This window comes from Streptomyces sp. NPDC090741, from assembly GCF_044769045.1.
Lineage (GTDB): Bacteria > Actinomycetota > Actinomycetes > Streptomycetales > Streptomycetaceae > Streptomyces.
On the sequence record NZ_JBIVXF010000007.1, the window covers coordinates 124,499 to 141,333 of the forward strand.

Genomic DNA, 16,835 nt, shown 5'->3' on the forward strand with positions numbered 1-16,835 from the left:
GGTGACCGCGACACGAGCCGCACGATTAGGGGCACTGGCCCACGAGGACCCGTCGCTGCACGCCCTCGCCGAGCGGCTGCTCGCGCTGGCCGAGGCGGGACTGCCCGAGATGTACCTCCCGGGCGCCGACACCTTCGTGTTCACCCGGGTGGGCACCGTCACCTCCGACGGCGTCCGCCGGATGGAGGCCCGCGGGACCAGCACCCGGTACGCGGCCATCACCGCCCTGGGGGCACGGTTCCTGCCCGAGGACCGGCAGCGCGCCCTGTTCGGCGGACACGGCGTCGAGGAGTACGCGGGTCTGCTGGTGGAGCGGCTGCCGGCGGTGACGAACCTCGGCGACGCGGCGCTCATCGCCTGGGCGGCCGCCGAGACCGGCCACCCGAAGCTGACGGACGCCCTCGCACGGGTGGCCGTACTGGACGTCCCCGGACGTCCGCAGTACACGGTCGAGGCGGCCTGGGTGCTCTCCGCCCTCGCCGCGGCCCGCAGCGCGGCGGACGTGGAGGACCGGCTGGCGGTCGCCCGCGACCGGCTGCTGGCGGCCAGGGCGGCCGGCGGTCCGCTGTTCCCGCACGCCACCGGTCCGGGGCTGGTCCCCGGATACCGCTCGCACGTGGCCTGCTTCGCCGACCAGACCTATCCGCTCCAGGCGCTGGCCCGGCTGCACGCGAGCGGCCCGGACCCGGAGGCCCTCGCGGCCGCCGAGGCCTGCGCCGCCCGGATCTGCGAGCTCCAGGGGGACGGCGGACAGTGGTGGTGGCACTACGACGCCCGCACGGGCGGCGTGGTGGAGGGCTACCCCGTCTACAGCGTGCACCAGCACGCCATGGCGCCGACCGCGCTGTTCGACCTGGCCGAGGCGGGCGGCACCGACTTCGGCGCCGCCGTCCGCCGGGGGCTGCGCTGGATGACGGACGTGCCCGAGATCAGCGGACCCGACGGCACCCCCCGCGAGCCCATGATCGTCGAGAAGTACGGGGTCACCTGGCGCAAGGTCTACCGCGGAGACCCCGCCAAGGCCGTCCGCGCCGCCCGCGGGCTCACCACCAAGGTGGCCCCGCGGGCCCGGCTGGCCCCGCTCGACCGGGTATTCCGCCCCGACGTGATCGACCGCGAGTGCAGGCCGTACGAGTTCGGCTGGCTGCTCCACGCCTGGCTCGGGGGGCTGGAGAGATGACCCGAAGGCACGACCTCCATGGCCGACCATCCCGCCACACCCTCTTCGGGGTCACGCTCGACGCCCTGACCATGGACGAGACCGTGCAGCGCTGCCTCGACGCGGTGCAGCGCGGCGAACAGATCGAGATCGGCATGGTCAACGCCGCCAAGCTGGTCAACATGCGGCGCGACCCCCGCCTCGCGGCGGCGGTCTCCGGCTGCGACCTCGTCCTCGCCGACGGCCAGGCCGTGGTGTGGGCCGGCCGAGTCCTCGGCGTCCGGCTGCCCGAACGGGTCGCGGGAATCGACCTGTTCATGCGGCTGCTGGCCGCCGCCGAGACAGCCGGCGTGCCCGTCTACCTGCTCGGCGCCCGGCAGGACGTACTGGAGCTGATGCTCGGCCGGATCGCGGAGCGCTTCCCGGCGCTGCGCGTGACCGGCAGCCGCAACGGCTACTTCGACGACGCCGACCAGCCGGCGATCGCCGACGCCGTCGCGCAGAGCGGGGCCCGGCTGCTCTTCCTCGGCATGACCTCGCCCAAGAAGGAGATCTTCACCGCCGGCTACGGCAAGCGCACCGGCGCCCACGTCGTGCACGGCGTCGGCGGCTCCTTCGACATCCTGGCCGGCGTCACCAAGCGGGCCCCCGTGGTCTGGCAGCGCATGGGCCTCGAATGGTTCTACCGCGCCCTCCAGGAGCCGCGCCGCCTCGGCAAGCGCTACCTCACCACCAACACCGCCTTCCTCCTCATGACGGTCCGCGAACTCATCCGCCGTACGCCGTCCGCACTGCCGCCCGCCACATCGTCTGCCGGTTCCGCGAACAGGAGTCACTGATGCGCGTCGTCGTCGTGGGACAGGGATACGTCGGCCTCCCGCTGGCCGTCAGGGCCGCCGAGGTCGGGCACCAAGTGATCGGGTACGACGTGGACGCCCGGCGGGTCAAGAGCCTCGCCGCCGGCGAGTCGTACGTGGAGGACGTCTCCTCCGAACGGCTGACCCGGGTGCTGGAGCGCGGCGCGTACCAGCCCAGTGAACTCGCGCGCGACTGCGGCGGCTTCGACGTCGCGGTCGTCACCGTCCCGACCCCGTTACAGGACGGTGCCCCCGACCTGCGCTACATCGAGGAGTCGGCGCACACGCTGGCCCGCTTCCTGCGGCCCGGCGCGACCGTGATCCTCGAATCCACCACCTACCCGGGCACCACCGAGGAGCTGTTCGGCCCGATCCTGGAGGACGGTTCGGGCCTCACCGCCGGCGCCGACTTCCACCTCGGCTACAGCCCCGAGCGCATCGACCCCGGCAACACCGTCTGGGGCTTCCAGCAGACGCCCAAGGTCGTCTCGGGCGTGGACGCCCGCTCGCTCAAGGCCGTCGAGACCTTCTACGCCGACCTCGTCGACAAGACGGTGCCGGTGAGCTCGCCCAAGGAGGCCGAGCTGGCGAAGCTGCTGGAGAACACCTTCCGGCACGTGAACATCGCCCTGGTCAACGAGATAGCCATGTTCGCCCGCCACCTCGACATCGACGTGTGGCAGTCCATCGAGGCTGCGTCCAGCAAGCCGTTCGGCTTCATGAAGTTCACCCCGGGCCCCGGGGTCGGCGGCCACTGCCTGCCGATCGACCCGTCGTACCTGTCCTGGCGGGTCCAGCGCGAGCTCGGCCAGAGCTTCCGCTTCGTCGAGCTGGCCAACGACATCAACAGCCACATGCCCGAGTACGTGGCGCGCCGCGTCATGGACGCGCTCAACACCAAGCGCCGGTCCGTCAACGGCTCGAAGATCCTGCTGCTGGGCCTGGCGTACAAGAAGAACACCGGCGACGCCCGCGAATCGCCCGCGGTGCGCATCTCCCAGCTGCTCCTGGACATGGGCGCCAAGGTGCGCGCGGCCGACCCCCACGTGGTGGAGGGCCTCAAGGTCGACTCCCGTCTCGTGCGGGTGGAGCCGACCCGCAAGGAGCTGGCCGCGGCCGACGTGGTCGTCCTGCTCACCGACCACGACTCCTTCGACTACGCGATGGTGACCGAGCACGCCTCGTTCGTACTCGACTGCCGCAACCGGCTCTCCGGACCCACCGTGGAGGTGCTCTGACACCATGCCCAGGATCATCTGCGTGGCCGGAGCACGGCCCAACTACATGAAGATCAAACCGGTGATGGACGCACTGGAGCGCCGCGGCGCCGAGGTGGTCCTCGTCCACACCGGCCAGCACTACGACGAGTCCATGAACGACGTCTTCTTCCGCGACCTGGGCATCCGTCCGCCCGACCGGTACCTGGGCGCCGGGTCCGGTACGCACGCCCAGCAGACCGGCCGGGTGATGGCGGCCTTCGAGCCGCTGCTGGACGAACTGGCCCCGGACGCGGTGGTGGTGGTCGGCGACATCAATTCCACGCTGGCCTGCGCCCTGGTCACCGCGAAGGCAGGACCGCTGCTGGCTCATGTGGAGGCGGGCCTGCGCAGCCGGGACTGGAGCATGCCGGAGGAGGTCAACCGGGTCGCCACCGACCGCGTCAGCGACTACCTGCTGGCCCCCTCCCCCGACGCGGCCGCGAACCTGCGGGCGGAGGGGTACCGGGAGGACCAGATCCACGTCGTCGGCAACGTCATGATCGACACCCTGCTCGCCAACCTGGACCGGGCCAGGGCCTCGGACGTACTGGACCGCTACGGGCTCACCCGGGGCGGGTACGGACTGGTCACCCTGCACCGGCCGGCCAACGTGGACGATCCCGCGGCCCTGCGCGGTCTGCTGAAGGCACTGGGCGAGGTCTCCGACCGCTGTCCGCTCCTGCTGCCCGTGCATCCGCGGGCGGCCGAGCGGCTGGCCGAGATCGGAGTCCCGGGCGGGATCCGGATGGTCCCGGCCGCCGGATACCTGGACTTCATCGCGCTGCAGGACTCCGCCCGGGTGGTGCTGACCGACTCGGGCGGCGTCCAGGAGGAGACCACCGCCCTCGGCGTGCCCTGCGTGACGCTGCGGGAGAACACCGAGCGGCCGATCACCGTCGAGGAGGGCACCAACGTACTGGCGGGCACCGATCCGGAGCGCATCACGGCCACCGTGAACCGGGTGCTCGACGATCCGCCCGCGCCGCGCTGCCCCGAGCTCTGGGACGGGCGCGCGAGCGAGCGCATCGCGCAGGTCCTCATGGACGGCGGGACGGCGGGGACGCGGCCGCGGCCCACCGATCTCGCCCCGTAGGACCGGCGGCACCGCACCACCGCAGGACCACCGCACCACCGCACCACCGCACCACCGCAAGAACCGAACAAGAGCAAGAACCGTAATCCGCACATGAAGAGAGCGGCGGCGCGTGGACGACACGACGCCGCCGCGAGGGGGAAGACGTGGATCTCGCGGAGATCTGGCGGGTCATGCGCAGGCGCTGGTACGTGCTGCTGCCCGGACTGCTGCTCACGGCCGCGCTCATCGCAGGCGTGTACGTGCTGGTCCCGGTGGAGTACCGGTCGCAGAGCACGGTGACGCTCCTGAACTCGAAGAAGGCCACGGTGGCCTTCGACGGCAACCCCTTCCTGAGCACCCAGGCCTCGCTCACCGGCATGGCCGACGGCCTGGCCCGCAACCTCAACTCCGACGACTCCCGGGCCGGCCTCAAGGCCCAGGGCGTCACCGGGGAGTACGAGGCGAAGATCGCCGACAACGCGCAGGGGCCCTTCATGTGGCTGAGCGTCACCGGAACCGATCCGGCCGCCGTCCTCAAGTCGGACCAGGTCTTCACCGCCTACGCCGAGAAGCGGCTCCAGGAGTTCCAGTCCCAGCAGTCGGTGACGCCCGAGGCCATGATCCGCATGGCCACGATCGTCCCGCCCCAGAAGCCGGAGGCGCAGACCAAGACCCGGCTCCAGTACCTGATCATGGCGGGGGCGCTGGGCTTCGTACTGAGCCTGGTGGCCACCTTCTTCGTGGAGGCGCGGCGCCGCAGGTCGGACAAGCCGGGCCGGCACCGGCCCGCTCCGGCCGAGAGCGCCGAGTCCGACGCTGTGCCCGACGCCGCCGGCTCCGGAGCCGGTGCCTCCCGTACCGCCCGGACATCCGCCGGAGCCTCACCGTGACCGGGACCGGGACCGACGCCGGTGTCCGGGCCGCCCCGCCCGAGGCGCCCTCGCTGGCGCGCAAGGTCGGCTCCGCCGCCCGGTGGAGCCTGGTCAACACCGTGGTCATGCGCCTCGGCAACTTCGTCACCGGCATCATCCTCGCCCGCTTCTTCCTCGGTCCCGAGGCCTGGGGCGTGTACGGGATCGCCCAGACGGTGCTGCTGGTGCTGCTCTCCGCGAACGAGCTCGGCGTCTCCCTCGCCATCGTGCGCTGGGAGGGCGACCCGCGCCGCTTCGCCCCGACCGTGCTCACGCTGAGCGCCACCTCCAGCTGCCTGCTGTACGCCGTGCTGTTCGCGGCGGCTCCCGCCGTGGCCCGGGTGCTCGGCTCGCCCGAGGCCTCCGGGATCCTGCGGGTGATGTGCGTGTGCGTGGTCCTGGACGGTCTCTCGCAGGTGCCCGCCGGATTCCTCACCCGGGAGTTCGCGCAGGGCAGGCGGATGGCCATCGACGGCGCCAACTTCGTCCTCAGCACCGGTGTGACCCTGCTGCTGGCCGTCCAGGGGTGGGGCGCGATGAGCTTCGCCTGGGGCTCCGTGGCCGGCAACGCGGCCGCCCTCCTCGGATGCTGCCTCGCCGCGCCCGGCACCCTGAAATTCGGCTGGGACCGGGAGCAGGCGAAGGCGCTGCTCCGCTTCGGGCTCCCGCTCGCCGGGGCCAGCATGCTCGCCCTCGGCGTCGTCAACGTCGACACCATGGTGGTGGGTTCGTCCCTGGACCAGCTGGCCCTCGGCTTCTACGTGCTCGCCTTCAACATCTCCGGCTGGCCCGTGCGGATCATCTCCGAGGCCGCCCGCCGCGTCTCCTTCGCCGGGTTCTCCCGGCTGGCCGATTCGCCGGGGGCGCTGGCCGGCGGCTTCGGCCGCGCCCTGGGCGTGGTGATGACGGGCACCGTCCCGCTGTGCGTGCTGCTGGCCGCCCTGGCCGCGCCGATCGTGGGGCTCGTCTACGGTGACCGCTGGCTGCCCGCGGCCGCCGCGCTGCCCTGGCTGATGGCGCTGGGGCTCGTACGGATCGGCTGCGAGCTGGCGTACGACTGTCTGGTGGCCATCGGCCGGCGCCGCTCCCTCATCGGAGTGCAGGGACTGTGGCTCGTCGTCCTCGTCCCGGCCCTGGTGATCGGCGCCGGCGCGGGCGGGATCGTGGGGGTGGCCCAAGGGCACGTCCTGGTCGCCTGCGCCGTCGTGGTGCCGGTGTTCCTGTTCGCGCTGCACCGCGGCGGCGTCGGCCTGGGGACCGTGGCAAGGGCCTGCGCCTGGCCGTTCCTCGGCGGCGCCGTGATGGCCGCCGTGGTCCTCGGCCTGGAGCGGCTGCTGGGCGACGGGGTCCTCGCGCTCCTCGCGACCGGGGCCGCGGGCACCCTCTGCTACGTCGTGTGCATCCTGCCGAGCCGCGGCTTCCTGCGCGGCTCCGCGCAGGCAGAGGGGTAGCCGCAGTGACACGCGACCGGAGGCGCCTCGTGGCCTGGCTGCTGGCCGGGATCGTACTGGCCGTCGTACTCGCACTGTACGACGCCGATCGGACCGGGGTCAGCGAGCCCTCGGCCGGGCCCTCGGCCGGGCCGTGCCCGGACAGCGCCCTCCAGTGCCCCGGCGCCACTCCCCCGCCCGAGCCCGCGCCGTCCGCCTCGCCGTCCGCGGACCCGTCCGCATCGGACGGTCCGGATCCCTCCGCCAGTACGGCTCCGACCTCGGCCACGCCCGCGCCGGGCACGAGCCCGGGGCCCGGGGGGCCTTGCTCCTCGCCCGGCGCCTGCGGATTCCCCGAGGCCCGCACCACCGGCCCGCGGATCGCGCTGGAGCGGCACGACACGGGCAACATGTCCGTGAAGACCGACGGCATGGTCATCAAGGGCTGGGACATCCGCGGTTCCCTGGACGTCTACGCCAACGACGTGACCGTCATCGACAGCCGGATCACCTCCACGAACTGGTGGGGGATCAACCTCCGCCCCGGCTTCAGCGGCCTGCGCGTCCTGCACACCACCATCACCGCCGTACCGGGCAAGGGTCCCGACAACGGCGGCGTCGACTACGCGGTCTCCAACATGGGCGGCAGCTCGATCGAGGTCGGCTGGTGCGACATCTCCGTGTTCGGCAACGCCCTCTCGATGGGCCAGGGCGAGATCCACGACAACTACGTGCACGACATCGTCCCCTTCCGCAACCAGGGCGGCGAATGGCAGCACACCGACGCCGTCATCAGCGGCGGCGGCAACAAGGGCCACCTCACCATCCGCCACAACACCCTCCTGAACCCCGTCCCCGTGCACCAGGGCGCCAGCGCCGCCGTCGGGCTCTTCGCGGACACCGGCAACGTCTCCTCCGTGGTCGTGGACGGCAACTGGCTGGCCGGCGGGGCGTACGCGCTGTACGGCGGCGGGCCCGGCGCGACCGGCATCCAGGTCACGGACAACGTGTTCTCCGCCGAGTACCACGCGAACGCCGGCGCCTACGGGCTGGTCGCCGCCTGGAACGCGGGCGGCGCCGGGAACGTGTGGCGCGGCAACCGTACGGCCGACGGCCGGCCCGTGGTCCCCGAGCCCGCCCCCTGACGACCTGACGATCCGACGACCTGCCGACCTGCCGACCTGCCGATCGAACCGAGAGGACATCATGCGCCGCATCGCCCGGTCCCCCTGGGAGCTGCTCAAGCGGGCCTTCGGCTGGCTGGTGCTCTTCGAGGCCAGGAACAAGGTCCTGCTCGCCCCTTCCGCCGTGCGGTTGCGGTTCTTCGAGGACGCCGAGACCGCCCGGCTCGCCGCCGTCCTGGGTGGGGCGCCGACCGCCCTGGTGGCCACCGTGATCGCCACCCACCGGCGTCCCGAGGCACTGCGCGCGGCGGTCCGCTCGGCTCTCGGGCAGAGCGTCGCCGACCAGGTGGTCATCGTGGTCGACGACGGTGCCGGCCTGCCCGAACTGCCGCAGGATCCACGGCTGTTCGCGGTGTCGCTGGCGCGCAACACGGCGACGGCCGGAGTCGTGCGCAACGTGGGGATACGGCTGACCCGCTCGCGGTACGTGGCCTTCCTGGACGACGACAACCTCTGGGAACCCGACCACCTGGAGCAGGCCCTCGCGGTGCTGGAGCCGCCCGGCGGGCCGGAGGCCGTGTACACCGCGCTGCGCCGGGTGCTGCCCGACGGCTCCGAACGGGACGTGCTGTCGGTGCCGTTCGACCGCCGCCGGGCCGCGCACGAGGCCTTCCTCGACACCAATGCCTTCGTGGCGCGCCGCACCCGGTCCCTGTACTTCAGCCGGCTGCGGCGTACGCCCGAGGTGCTGCCGCGCGAGGACTGGGAGCTCGTACGGCGCTACGCGCGCCGTCACGAGGTCCGGCACGTGCCCCGGCCCACGGTCCGCTACCTGGTCAACCCGGAGAGCTTCTACACCGCCTGGGACGGGCAGACGCCCGCCGGGTGACCCGGCTTCCGGCTCAGGGACCGGGCGTGGCGCGCAGCGCGGACGGGCTGGCCAGGGCCCGCGCCGCCGCCAGGCTCGCCGGCCGGCCGAGCGCGGCGCGCGAGGTCTCGCGCAGCAGTACGGCCCCGCGGAAGGCGGCGGTCGCCGCCGCTCCGTGCCGGCGGCCGTAGAGCCGTACCCGGTTGAGGGTCAGCAGGGTCCACAGCCGGGGCGAGACCTGCGAGTCCCCGCCGAGGTGGACCGCGGAGGCGGCGGGTTCGAGCCGGGTGGCGAAGCCGCGGTCCCCGGCCCGCAGGCAGTACTCGGTCTCCTCCGAGTACAGGAAGAAGGATTCGTCCCAGGCCCCGCAGGCGTCCAGGCAGTCCCGGGAGAGGGCCATGAGGGCGCCGGTCGCCCAGTCGGCGACCGTCGCCCGCTCGTACGCGGCCGGGTCGGTGACCAGCTCGCTCCAGCGCGGGAAGCGCCCGGCCCGGCGGTTGCCGATCACCGCCTCGCCCAGGGCCCGCGTCACGCGCGATTCGCGGCGCAGCGAGTGCTGGAGGGCGCCGTCCTCCTCGTGGAGCAGCGGGACGCTGATCCCGACGCGGCGGCCGCCGGACAGGGGTACGTCGAGCGCGTCGACGAGGAGTTCGGCGCAGCCCCGCCGCATCCGGACGTCCGGATTGCACACGAGGGCGGCGCGGAAGCCGCCCTCCCACGCGGCGGCGGCCTGCAGGGCGGCGTTCACCCCGGCCGCGTACCCGGCGTTGCGGCCGGTCTGGACGACCGTCGCCCCGGGGGCCAGCGAGCGGACGACGTCGACGGTGTCGTCGGCGGAGTCGTTGTCGGCGACGACCAGGCGCCAGTCGAGCCCTGCCATGCCGTCGGGCAGGGAGGCGAGGAACTCGGGCAGCACCCGGGCGCTGTTCCAGGTGACGACGAGGACGGCTACGGGACCGGCCGTACGAGATCGGTCCGGGTTGCGGCGGGAGGGCATGCGGACTCCACGGTCGGGGGCTTCGGCGGCGCGCCGCGCCGGATGAAGCCGAGGTAACTGCCCCCGGCGGCGATCGTCAGGAAGAACATCCCGGCGAACATCGGAAAGCTGAGGGCGTCGAAGGTGGCGCTGCTGACGAGGGCGACGAGGGCGGAGGCGAAGAACGCCTGGCCGAGCTCCCGGTCGGACTCGTCGGCGGCGAGGCGGCGGATGGCCCCGCCCTGGTGGATTCCGGTGAGGAACAGCGCCAGGAGGGCGAGCAGGCCGAGCAGGCCCATCTCCGCCAGGGTGAGCATGTACTGGTTGTCGGTGAAGAAGTAGAGGTCCGGCGTGAAGGTCCCGAGGCCCCGCCCGAACAGCGGGCGCTCCTCCAAGTAGGGGACGATCGCGCTGTACTTGACGGTACGGGCCTGGGTGCTGCTGTCGGAGTTCGACAGGAAGGACCCGAAGAGCGTGGTGATGGTGCCGATCAGCCCGGGTACGGCGACCTTGAAGCAGGCCACGGAACCGAACAGCAGGCCGATCGCGGTCCAGCGCCGCTGCGGCTTCCACCGCGGCACCATCACCAGGACCACGATGAGCACCCCGATGATGGAGGTGCGCGACACGGTCAGCGGCAGGGCTCCGCCCATGAGGGCCACCGGCCCCCAGCGCTGCCGGCGGCTGAGGTGGCTGCGGACCGGGTCGAAGGCCTGCTGGACGGCGAAGGGCAGCATCAGGGCCAGCATGCCGCCGAACTCCAGCGGCTGGGCGGTGGTGGAGCGCGGCCTGGTGAACGCCCCGCGGTCGAGCGTGGTGATCTGCGCGACGCTGGAGTGGAGCCCGGGGATGCTGATGTGTTCGGCGATGTTCGTCGCGGTGAAGAAGTCGTAGTAGCCGATGGCGGCGACCACCGACCCCATCACCACGGCCCGGCGCAGCAGGACGTCGAGGCGGGCCCGGTCCTGGACGCCGGCGGAGACCAGCACCACGATCGACACCCAGACGAGCAGTCCGATCAGGCCGCGGTCCGCGCCGAGCACCTCCTTGTGGGTGCTGCCCCGGGTGGCGTTCGCGAGGTACGAGGCCAGGACGGAGACGGCCAGCAGCCACATCACGACCCGGGGCAACCGGGTGCCCGCGGCCGGCCGGATCCGGCCGGTCAGCCAGGTCGCCAGGTACCAGAACAGGCCGAGGAGGGCGAACACGTTGGCCGGGGTACCCACCCCGCCCATGCCCGGGAGGGTCAGGTTCGAGGGGATGAAGAAGGCCAGCCCCAGGTAGCCGCTGAGCAGCGTGGTGGCGTCCGGCTGCCGGCCCGGCAGCCTCCTGCGGACGCGCGCCTTGGGTGCGCCGGCCGCGGCCGCCGCCTCGCGCCTGCGGCGGCGGGCCACCAGCAGGGTCTCCGTCACGAAGGAGAGCGTGAAGCCGGCGGTCACGCCGGCGATGACCACCCCCAGCACCTGCTGGTAGCGGCTCTTGAGCTGGGGCACCGGGGTCTGCGGCAGCACCACCGGGGCCGTCTGGACGAAGTACGCGGGCTGTACCTTGGCCGCCGCCTGGAGTGCGTTGAGCTGCTCGCCGGCGAAGGTGGTGAGCGTACTGGTCTCCTTGAGCACCTTCGTACGGTCGGTGCCGGTGACGGTCAGCGTGAGCATCGGGCCCGAGGTGTTCGCGGCGAAGCCGACCGTGTACGGGTCGCTCACGCCGAGGCCGTGCAGGTCTCGCGCCGCGTCGGCCCCGGACAGGGTCCTGATCAGCACGTCGGCGGTGACGACCAGCGAACCGCCCGCGTTGGAGATGGGGTTGCCGAAGGCGGGGGCCAGTTCGGCCACCGCCGTGGAGTCGAGCAGCGCCACCGAACTCTGCGACTGGTACGCCACGGGCACCGAGCGGTACAGGTGCAGGCCCGCGAGGAGTCCGATCACCGTCAGGGGGACCATCACGTACCAGCGGCGCCGCAGCACGGCGGCTATCTCACCGATGCTCACGAATGCCCCCTCACGAATGCCTCCTTGCGCCTGCCGGAACCGATGGCGGGCGGACCGGCGTCCTGGAAAGATCGAACGCGACGGAAGGAATCCTGTGTCGCCTGGTGAGTTGTTCCGCACGCTTCGCCGCCGCTGGTACGTCCTGGTCCTGGTGGCGGTGCTCGCGGCCGCCGGGGCCGTGCAGGTGCTCCGCCCCACCCGGACCTATGTGAGCTCGGCGATCGTCGTGCTCAAGCCGCCGGTCACCGGCAGCCAGCCCAATCAGCTCGCCAATCTCCAGCCGCCGCTGGCCGCCGTGTCGTACGCGGCGGTGCAGCAGCTCGAATCGCCCGCCGCGGCGGCCGAGTTGCACGCCGCGGGGGTCGACGGCACCTATCGGCTGATGCCGCGCAACAGCGGCACCAGCGTCACCCCCCGCTATCTGATCCCCTCGCTCCAGGTGCAGGCGGAGCACGCTGATCCGGCCGCCGCCAACCTGGCCGTACTGAAGGTCGTCGAGGCCTATACGAAGCGCATCGCGGCCATGCAGGCCGAGCAGCGGATCCCGGAAGCGGCGCGGATGAGCGTGACCCTCCTCGTGCCGCCGACCGCGGTGGCGCAGACGGGGACCAAGAGCCGCGCACTGGCCGGGACGGCGCTGCTGGCCGGGGTCTGCGGGATGGCCGCCGCGCTGTGGACCGATCGGCTCGTGACGCGCCGGAACCGGCGCCGGCGCGAGAGCGCCGACACCGGTCCGGGGGACGAGAGCGAAACCGAGAGCCGCGTCCTCGTGACCGCGGCAGCCGGCTGAGTACTGCTGGTTCATCAAATCCCTCGGCGTTTCCAGGACTGCCACCAGAGCCACTCGCGCCCCCGGTCGGCGACGGCCGAGAGCACCAGCGGCTGGAGGTACGGCATCGCGCGGGCCCCGATCCGCCGCCGCCTGCGCAGCGCCCGGTACTCGGGGAGCCCGGTGTACTGCGGCAGGCACTCGGCGGCGAACGCCTCCAGCTCCTCGACCGGCACCACCCCGGTGCGCCCGCGGTCGTACGCGCGGTAGGCGCGCCGCAGCGCGTACCGGGCGAGCCGGGTCCGCGCCAGGGCCGACAGCCGGCCGGCCTCCGGGAGCAGGCCGGCGCACTTGTCCAGGACCGAGTCGAAGGCGACGAGGCGCTGGCGCAGGTCGTCGAGCTGCCCGCCGAAGTCGGTGGTGGACATGTTGTTGCCGTGGACGCGGTAGAAGGCCTGGTCGGCCCCGCGGACGTAGCCCACGTCGGCGTGCGCCGCGAGCCGCATCCACATCTCGATGTCGCCGGCGTGCGGGAGCTCCGGGTCGTAGCCGCCGACCTTGCGCTGGAGGCTGGTACGGACGACCACCTCGGGCGAGGTGATGCACCCGGTGCCCTCACGGAACCGCCGCTCCAGCCACCACCGGCCGGGGTAGACCACCGAGCCGGTGCTCCGGGTGCGGGCCGCGGGAAGCGGTCCCCCGTGCTGGAACCGGAGCGGCCGGCCGTAGGCGAAGCCGGCCTCCGGGTGGGCGTCGAGCAGGGCCGCGGCGCGCACCAGGGCTCCGGGGACCAGCCGGTCGTCGGCCGAGAGCAGGGCGACGTAGTCCCCGTCGGCCCACTCCAGGAGGCCCTCGTTGTAGGTGGCGATGTGGCCCTGGTTGCGCTCGTGGACCCGGACCTCGATCCGCGGGTCGGCGGCGGCGAGGGCCCGGGCGACGTCGGCGGAGTCGTCGGGCGAGGCGTCGTCGATGATCAGTACCCGGACGTCGACGCCCGGCTGCTCGTCCAGGACGCTCTTGACGCAGTCGGCCAGGAAGTGGCCGTACTTGTAGCAGGGGATCACCACGCTGACGGTGCTCACTGGCCGCTCACCTCCGTCGAGCCCTCCGCCGCGAGGCCGTTCGGCGCCGTGGTGGTGAAGACCGGGCCGACCCAGTAGTTCACGGAACCGAAGGTGTTGGTGGGGAAGGCGGTGGAAGCGCCGTACTTGTAGAGGCCGTTGGCGCCGCCGCTGCCGTCGGCCGGGGCGACCAGCGGGTAGGAGCGGTGCGCGGCCGTGAAGTAGCCGCCGTCCACGGAGTACTTGCCGTTCGGCGCGTGGTAGGAGGCCACGTAGCTGGTGCCCGCGGTGATGGGCACCGGGGTGGCGAAGTGGAGCTGCTGCCAGCCGGACAGGGTCTCGCTGCCGAAGGTGCCGGTGGCGAGGAGGGTACCGTCGGCCGACCACAGGCTGCCGGTGTGCGTACCGGTGTTCCCGGGGCCCTTGTAGAAGGTGATGCCCGTGACGTATCCGCCGACCGCGGACTGGAAGCGGGTGCCCAGCTCTACGGAGTTGGTGTCGTCGCCCACGTTGGCGGTGCTCGGCTCGGCGGTGGGTCCCCACAGGGTGCAGGGGCAGTTCACCGTGGGCGGGCTCGCGCTGGTGCTGAAGGTCCAGGTGACCGGCGCGGCCATGGTGTTGCCCCACAGGTCAGCGGCCTGCACCGAGGCCGTGTAGGTGGTGTTCAGCACCAGCTCGGTGGACGGGGTGAAGGTGGCGCTGTTGGAGGCGGTGAGGACCTTGCTGCCCGGGACGGTGGCGCCGCCCGGGTCCTTCAGGGCGAAGGAGAGGGTGTCGGAGTCGATGCCCTCGCTGAAGGTGGCCTTGACCGCGGAGGTGATCGCGGTGCCGGTCGCCGCGGACTGCGGGGTGATCGAGGTGACGGTGGGAGGCGTCGTGCTCGCGGTGGAGGTGTCCAGGACCGCGTCGACCCAGTAGTTGCTGCCGGACGCGGCCGTGGACGGGAACCCGCCCGTGGCGCTGTAGCGGTAGACGCCGTTGCCCCCGTCGGTACCGCTGCGCAGCGCGGTCAGCGGGGCGAGCCCCGCGTCGGCGGAGGCGAAGGTGTTGTCGAAGGAGTACCCGCCGTGCGGGGCGAAGTAGGAGGCGATGTACGTGGTGTTGGCCTTGACCGGGACCGGCGAGGAGAAGTTCAGCTGCTGCCAGCCGGACGCCGTCTCGTTGGTGAAGGTGCCGGTGGCCAGGCGCTGGCCCGAGCTGCTCCACAGGCTGCCCGTGTGGGTGCCGGTGTTGGCCGGGGACTTGTAGAAGCGGACGCCCGTGATCGAGCCGGGCGCCGAGGAGCGGATCTTCACGCCGAGTTCGACGGCGCTGCCGTCACCGGCGTTGACGGTGCCCGGTACGGCCGCGGCCGGCCAGACGGTGCAGGGGCACTGCTGGGGTCCCACGGTCAGCGGCACGGTGGTGGTGGCGCCGATGTTGACGCTGTCGTCCACCGCGCGGACCTTGATCTGGACGGGTCCGGGGGTGGTCGGGGTCCACTTGTAGTTCCAGGACCCGACTCCGGTGGCGGCCTTCCAGGTGGTGCCGCCGTCGGTGGAGACCTCCACGCGGGCCACCACGCCGCCGCCGCTGTCGCTGGCGGTGCCGGTGACGGTCACCGGGCGCAGTGCGGGCACCGTGGCGTTGGCCGCCGGGCTGGTCACGCTGATGGCCGGGCCGGTGGTGTCCGTGGACGCGCTCGCCGCGATGAGGTTGCTCTGGAGGGACTTGGTCTGGACGCCCATGTCGGCGAAGACGTTCACCGTCGCCTGCTGCATCCGCTTGTCCTCGGTGACCACCGTGTCGTCGGGGTTGCCCGTCGGCATGTTGGTCAGGCCCCAGGACCACTGCACGGTGCCCGCGCCGAAGACCAGGGCGTGCGAGGTCGGGTCACGGAAGGCGACCAGGCTGTGCGTCGCGGTGCCGTTCCCGTACGTGTTGCCGTAGTCGAGCCGGAGCTTGCCGTCGTTGATGTCCACCGTCGTGGAGGACATCGCGATCTGCCCGGGCGGCCGCGCCGCGTCCTCGATGTCGCTGTCCCATTCGTAGCCGAGCGTGCCGGCCGGGAAGGTGGCGGTCTGGGAGGGGGTCAGGCTCGCTACCGTGGTGCCCCGCCACAGCCGCATCTTGGCGAACGAGCCGGGCACGGTGATCGCGTCGCTGCGGTAGCCGTTGACGCTGAACAGCGAGCCGGTCAGCTGGTTCTGCGGCTGGTACGGCCGTCCGTTCGTGGAGCCGGCCGGGTCCATGAAGGTGCCCGTCCAGATCCCGCTCGGGTCCGGGATGCCGTTGGGCTGGGGGAAGGAGAGCTTGGTCTCCTTGTAGCAGACCAGCGTCCGGTTGGCGGTGGCCGCGCCGTCGATGCTGGGCGCCAGCCGGGTCTTCCAGAAGACCTCGTTGCCGCTGAAGTACGTCTGGTGGACCCCGGCGCGCCGCGCGTTCAGCGCGTTGGTGAACTGGTCCTGGGTCCAGTACTCGTCGTGGCCCGAGGACATGAACACCTTGTGGTTGCCCAGCTGCGTCGCGCCGCGTGTCGACATGTCGATGCCGGACATGTAGCTGACGTCGTACCCGTTGCGCTCCAGCCACGAGATCATCTGGTACTCGGACCCGTAGATCCCGTTCTCCCCGCCGATGTCCATCGGCCGGTTGTAGCTCACCTCGTACGCCCGGCCGTCGGGCGCCGGTCCCCCGCCGTCGTACAGGTCCTGGCCGCCGTAGTTGTTGTACGCCTGCCAGGTCTGGTCGCTGGTCTGCACGACGATGTCGGAGTGGCTGGAGTCGTTGCGGACGACGAACGGGTACGGCATCACCCCGTTGCCGTCCGCCTGGTCGAGGTTGGCGATGTACAGGCCGGACACGGCGTCGGCCGGCACGGTCCACGTCGCGGTCACGGGCCAGTTGCCGCAGTCGACCAGGCCGGTGGCCGCCTTGGTGGTGCAGCTGCGCGGGTTCCCGCCCGGCTGGAAGTTCGCCGGGTAGGTCTGGGCCGCCTGCGCCGCGGTCGACATCAGGCGGGCCCCGTCACCCCCGTAGTGGCCCAGCCGGTAGACCGACACCCGGTACGGGGTCGGCGACTGCACCTTGAACTGCACGGTCTCGCCCGCCTGGACGCTCATCTGGGCGCTGAAGCCCTTGATGTCCCCGTAGGCGCTGGGCGAGAACCAGTCGGACATCGGCGTGCCCGGCTTGGAGTTCTCGCACACGATCGCGTTCGTGCCGGGACCGCAGGGGTCCACCGCACCCGCGACCGAGGACGGAGGTAAGACCGTGGCCATCAGGGCGGCGACCACGGTGAAGAGGCCGTACCGGAGCAACCTTGTCCGTCTGTTCATCTGTACCTCTTTTTTGTGCGTCGGCGCGGCGCAGGGCG

13 protein-coding genes are annotated in these 16,835 nt (G+C 72.2%); 9 read left to right on the forward strand and 4 right to left on the reverse strand.

From position 1 onward, the window contains the following. The first annotated feature begins 1 nt into the window (after nucleotide 1). The 8 genes from ACIQU4_RS20450 to ACIQU4_RS20485 all read left to right on the forward strand — a co-directional run bounded on the left by ACIQU4_RS20450 (nucleotide 2) and on the right by ACIQU4_RS20485 (nucleotide 8,704). A complete protein-coding gene (locus tag ACIQU4_RS20450; RefSeq protein WP_403732444.1) occupies nucleotides 2-1,180 on the forward strand; it encodes a hypothetical protein in 1,179 nt (392 codons plus the stop codon). Further along, on the forward strand, nucleotides 1,177-1,998 hold the full coding sequence (locus ACIQU4_RS20455) for a WecB/TagA/CpsF family glycosyltransferase (protein WP_403732447.1): 822 nt from the start codon (nucleotides 1,177-1,179) through the stop codon (nucleotides 1,996-1,998). Before ACIQU4_RS20450 ends, ACIQU4_RS20455 begins: the two co-directional genes overlap by 4 nt. Next, the gene (locus ACIQU4_RS20460) at nucleotides 1,998-3,254 is read left to right on the forward strand and encodes a nucleotide sugar dehydrogenase (RefSeq protein ID WP_403732450.1); all 1,257 of its coding nucleotides are present in this window, start codon (nucleotides 1,998-2,000) and stop codon (nucleotides 3,252-3,254) included. The genes ACIQU4_RS20455 and ACIQU4_RS20460 overlap by 1 nt, the downstream gene beginning before the upstream one ends. Nucleotides 3,255-3,258: 4 nt before the next feature. Then, nucleotides 3,259-4,368: a non-hydrolyzing UDP-N-acetylglucosamine 2-epimerase gene (gene wecB / locus ACIQU4_RS20465; protein WP_403732453.1), complete on the forward strand. Its 1,110-nt coding sequence runs from the start codon at nucleotides 3,259-3,261 to the stop codon at nucleotides 4,366-4,368. 146 nt (nucleotides 4,369-4,514) lie between these two features. After that, on the forward strand, nucleotides 4,515-5,240 hold the full coding sequence (locus tag ACIQU4_RS20470; RefSeq protein WP_403732456.1) for a chain length determinant protein: 726 nt from the start codon (nucleotides 4,515-4,517) through the stop codon (nucleotides 5,238-5,240). Then, nucleotides 5,237-6,712 (forward strand): oligosaccharide flippase family protein, encoded by a 1,476-nt coding sequence (locus tag ACIQU4_RS20475; protein ID WP_403732459.1) that lies wholly within the window; start codon nucleotides 5,237-5,239, stop codon nucleotides 6,710-6,712. Before ACIQU4_RS20470 ends, ACIQU4_RS20475 begins: the two co-directional genes overlap by 4 nt. A 5-nt stretch (nucleotides 6,713-6,717) precedes the next feature. Next, nucleotides 6,718-7,836 carry a hypothetical protein gene (locus ACIQU4_RS20480; protein WP_403732462.1) on the forward strand — a complete coding sequence of 373 codons (1,119 nt, stop codon included), beginning with the start codon at nucleotides 6,718-6,720 and terminating at the stop codon, nucleotides 7,834-7,836. A 61-nt stretch (nucleotides 7,837-7,897) separates the two neighbouring features. Then, entirely contained in the window at nucleotides 7,898-8,704 is an 807-nt protein-coding gene (locus ACIQU4_RS20485) for a glycosyltransferase family 2 protein (RefSeq protein WP_403732465.1), read from the forward strand. A gap of 13 nt (nucleotides 8,705-8,717) precedes the next feature. On the opposite strand, the gene ACIQU4_RS20490 is transcribed toward ACIQU4_RS20485, so the two are convergent. Together ACIQU4_RS20490 and ACIQU4_RS20495 are read right to left on the reverse strand one after the other, a co-directional pair. Continuing rightward, complete coding sequence (locus ACIQU4_RS20490) at nucleotides 8,718-9,680, reverse strand: glycosyltransferase (RefSeq protein ID WP_403732468.1); 963 nt, start codon at nucleotides 9,678-9,680, stop codon at nucleotides 8,718-8,720. Further along, a complete protein-coding gene (locus ACIQU4_RS20495; RefSeq protein WP_403732471.1) occupies nucleotides 9,632-11,650 on the reverse strand; it encodes an O-antigen ligase family protein in 2,019 nt (672 codons plus the stop codon). The genes ACIQU4_RS20490 and ACIQU4_RS20495 overlap by 49 nt, the downstream gene beginning before the upstream one ends. 109 nt (nucleotides 11,651-11,759) lie before the next feature. On the opposite strand from ACIQU4_RS20495, the gene ACIQU4_RS20500 reads away from it, so the two are divergent. Continuing rightward, entirely contained in the window at nucleotides 11,760-12,440 is a 681-nt protein-coding gene (locus ACIQU4_RS20500) for a hypothetical protein (protein WP_403732474.1), read from the forward strand. Between the two features lie 14 nt (nucleotides 12,441-12,454). On the opposite strand, the gene ACIQU4_RS20505 is transcribed toward ACIQU4_RS20500, so the two are convergent. Both ACIQU4_RS20505 and ACIQU4_RS20510 read right to left on the reverse strand, forming a co-directional pair. Beyond that, nucleotides 12,455-13,501 carry a glycosyltransferase gene (locus ACIQU4_RS20505; RefSeq protein ID WP_403732477.1) on the reverse strand — a complete coding sequence of 349 codons (1,047 nt, stop codon included), beginning with the start codon at nucleotides 13,499-13,501 and terminating at the stop codon, nucleotides 12,455-12,457. Continuing rightward, nucleotides 13,498-16,797, reverse strand: a complete 3,300-nt coding sequence (locus ACIQU4_RS20510; protein WP_403732480.1) for a DUF4082 domain-containing protein — start codon at nucleotides 16,795-16,797, stop codon at nucleotides 13,498-13,500. The genes ACIQU4_RS20505 and ACIQU4_RS20510 overlap by 4 nt, the downstream gene beginning before the upstream one ends. Nucleotides 16,798-16,835 lie beyond the last annotated feature (38 nt).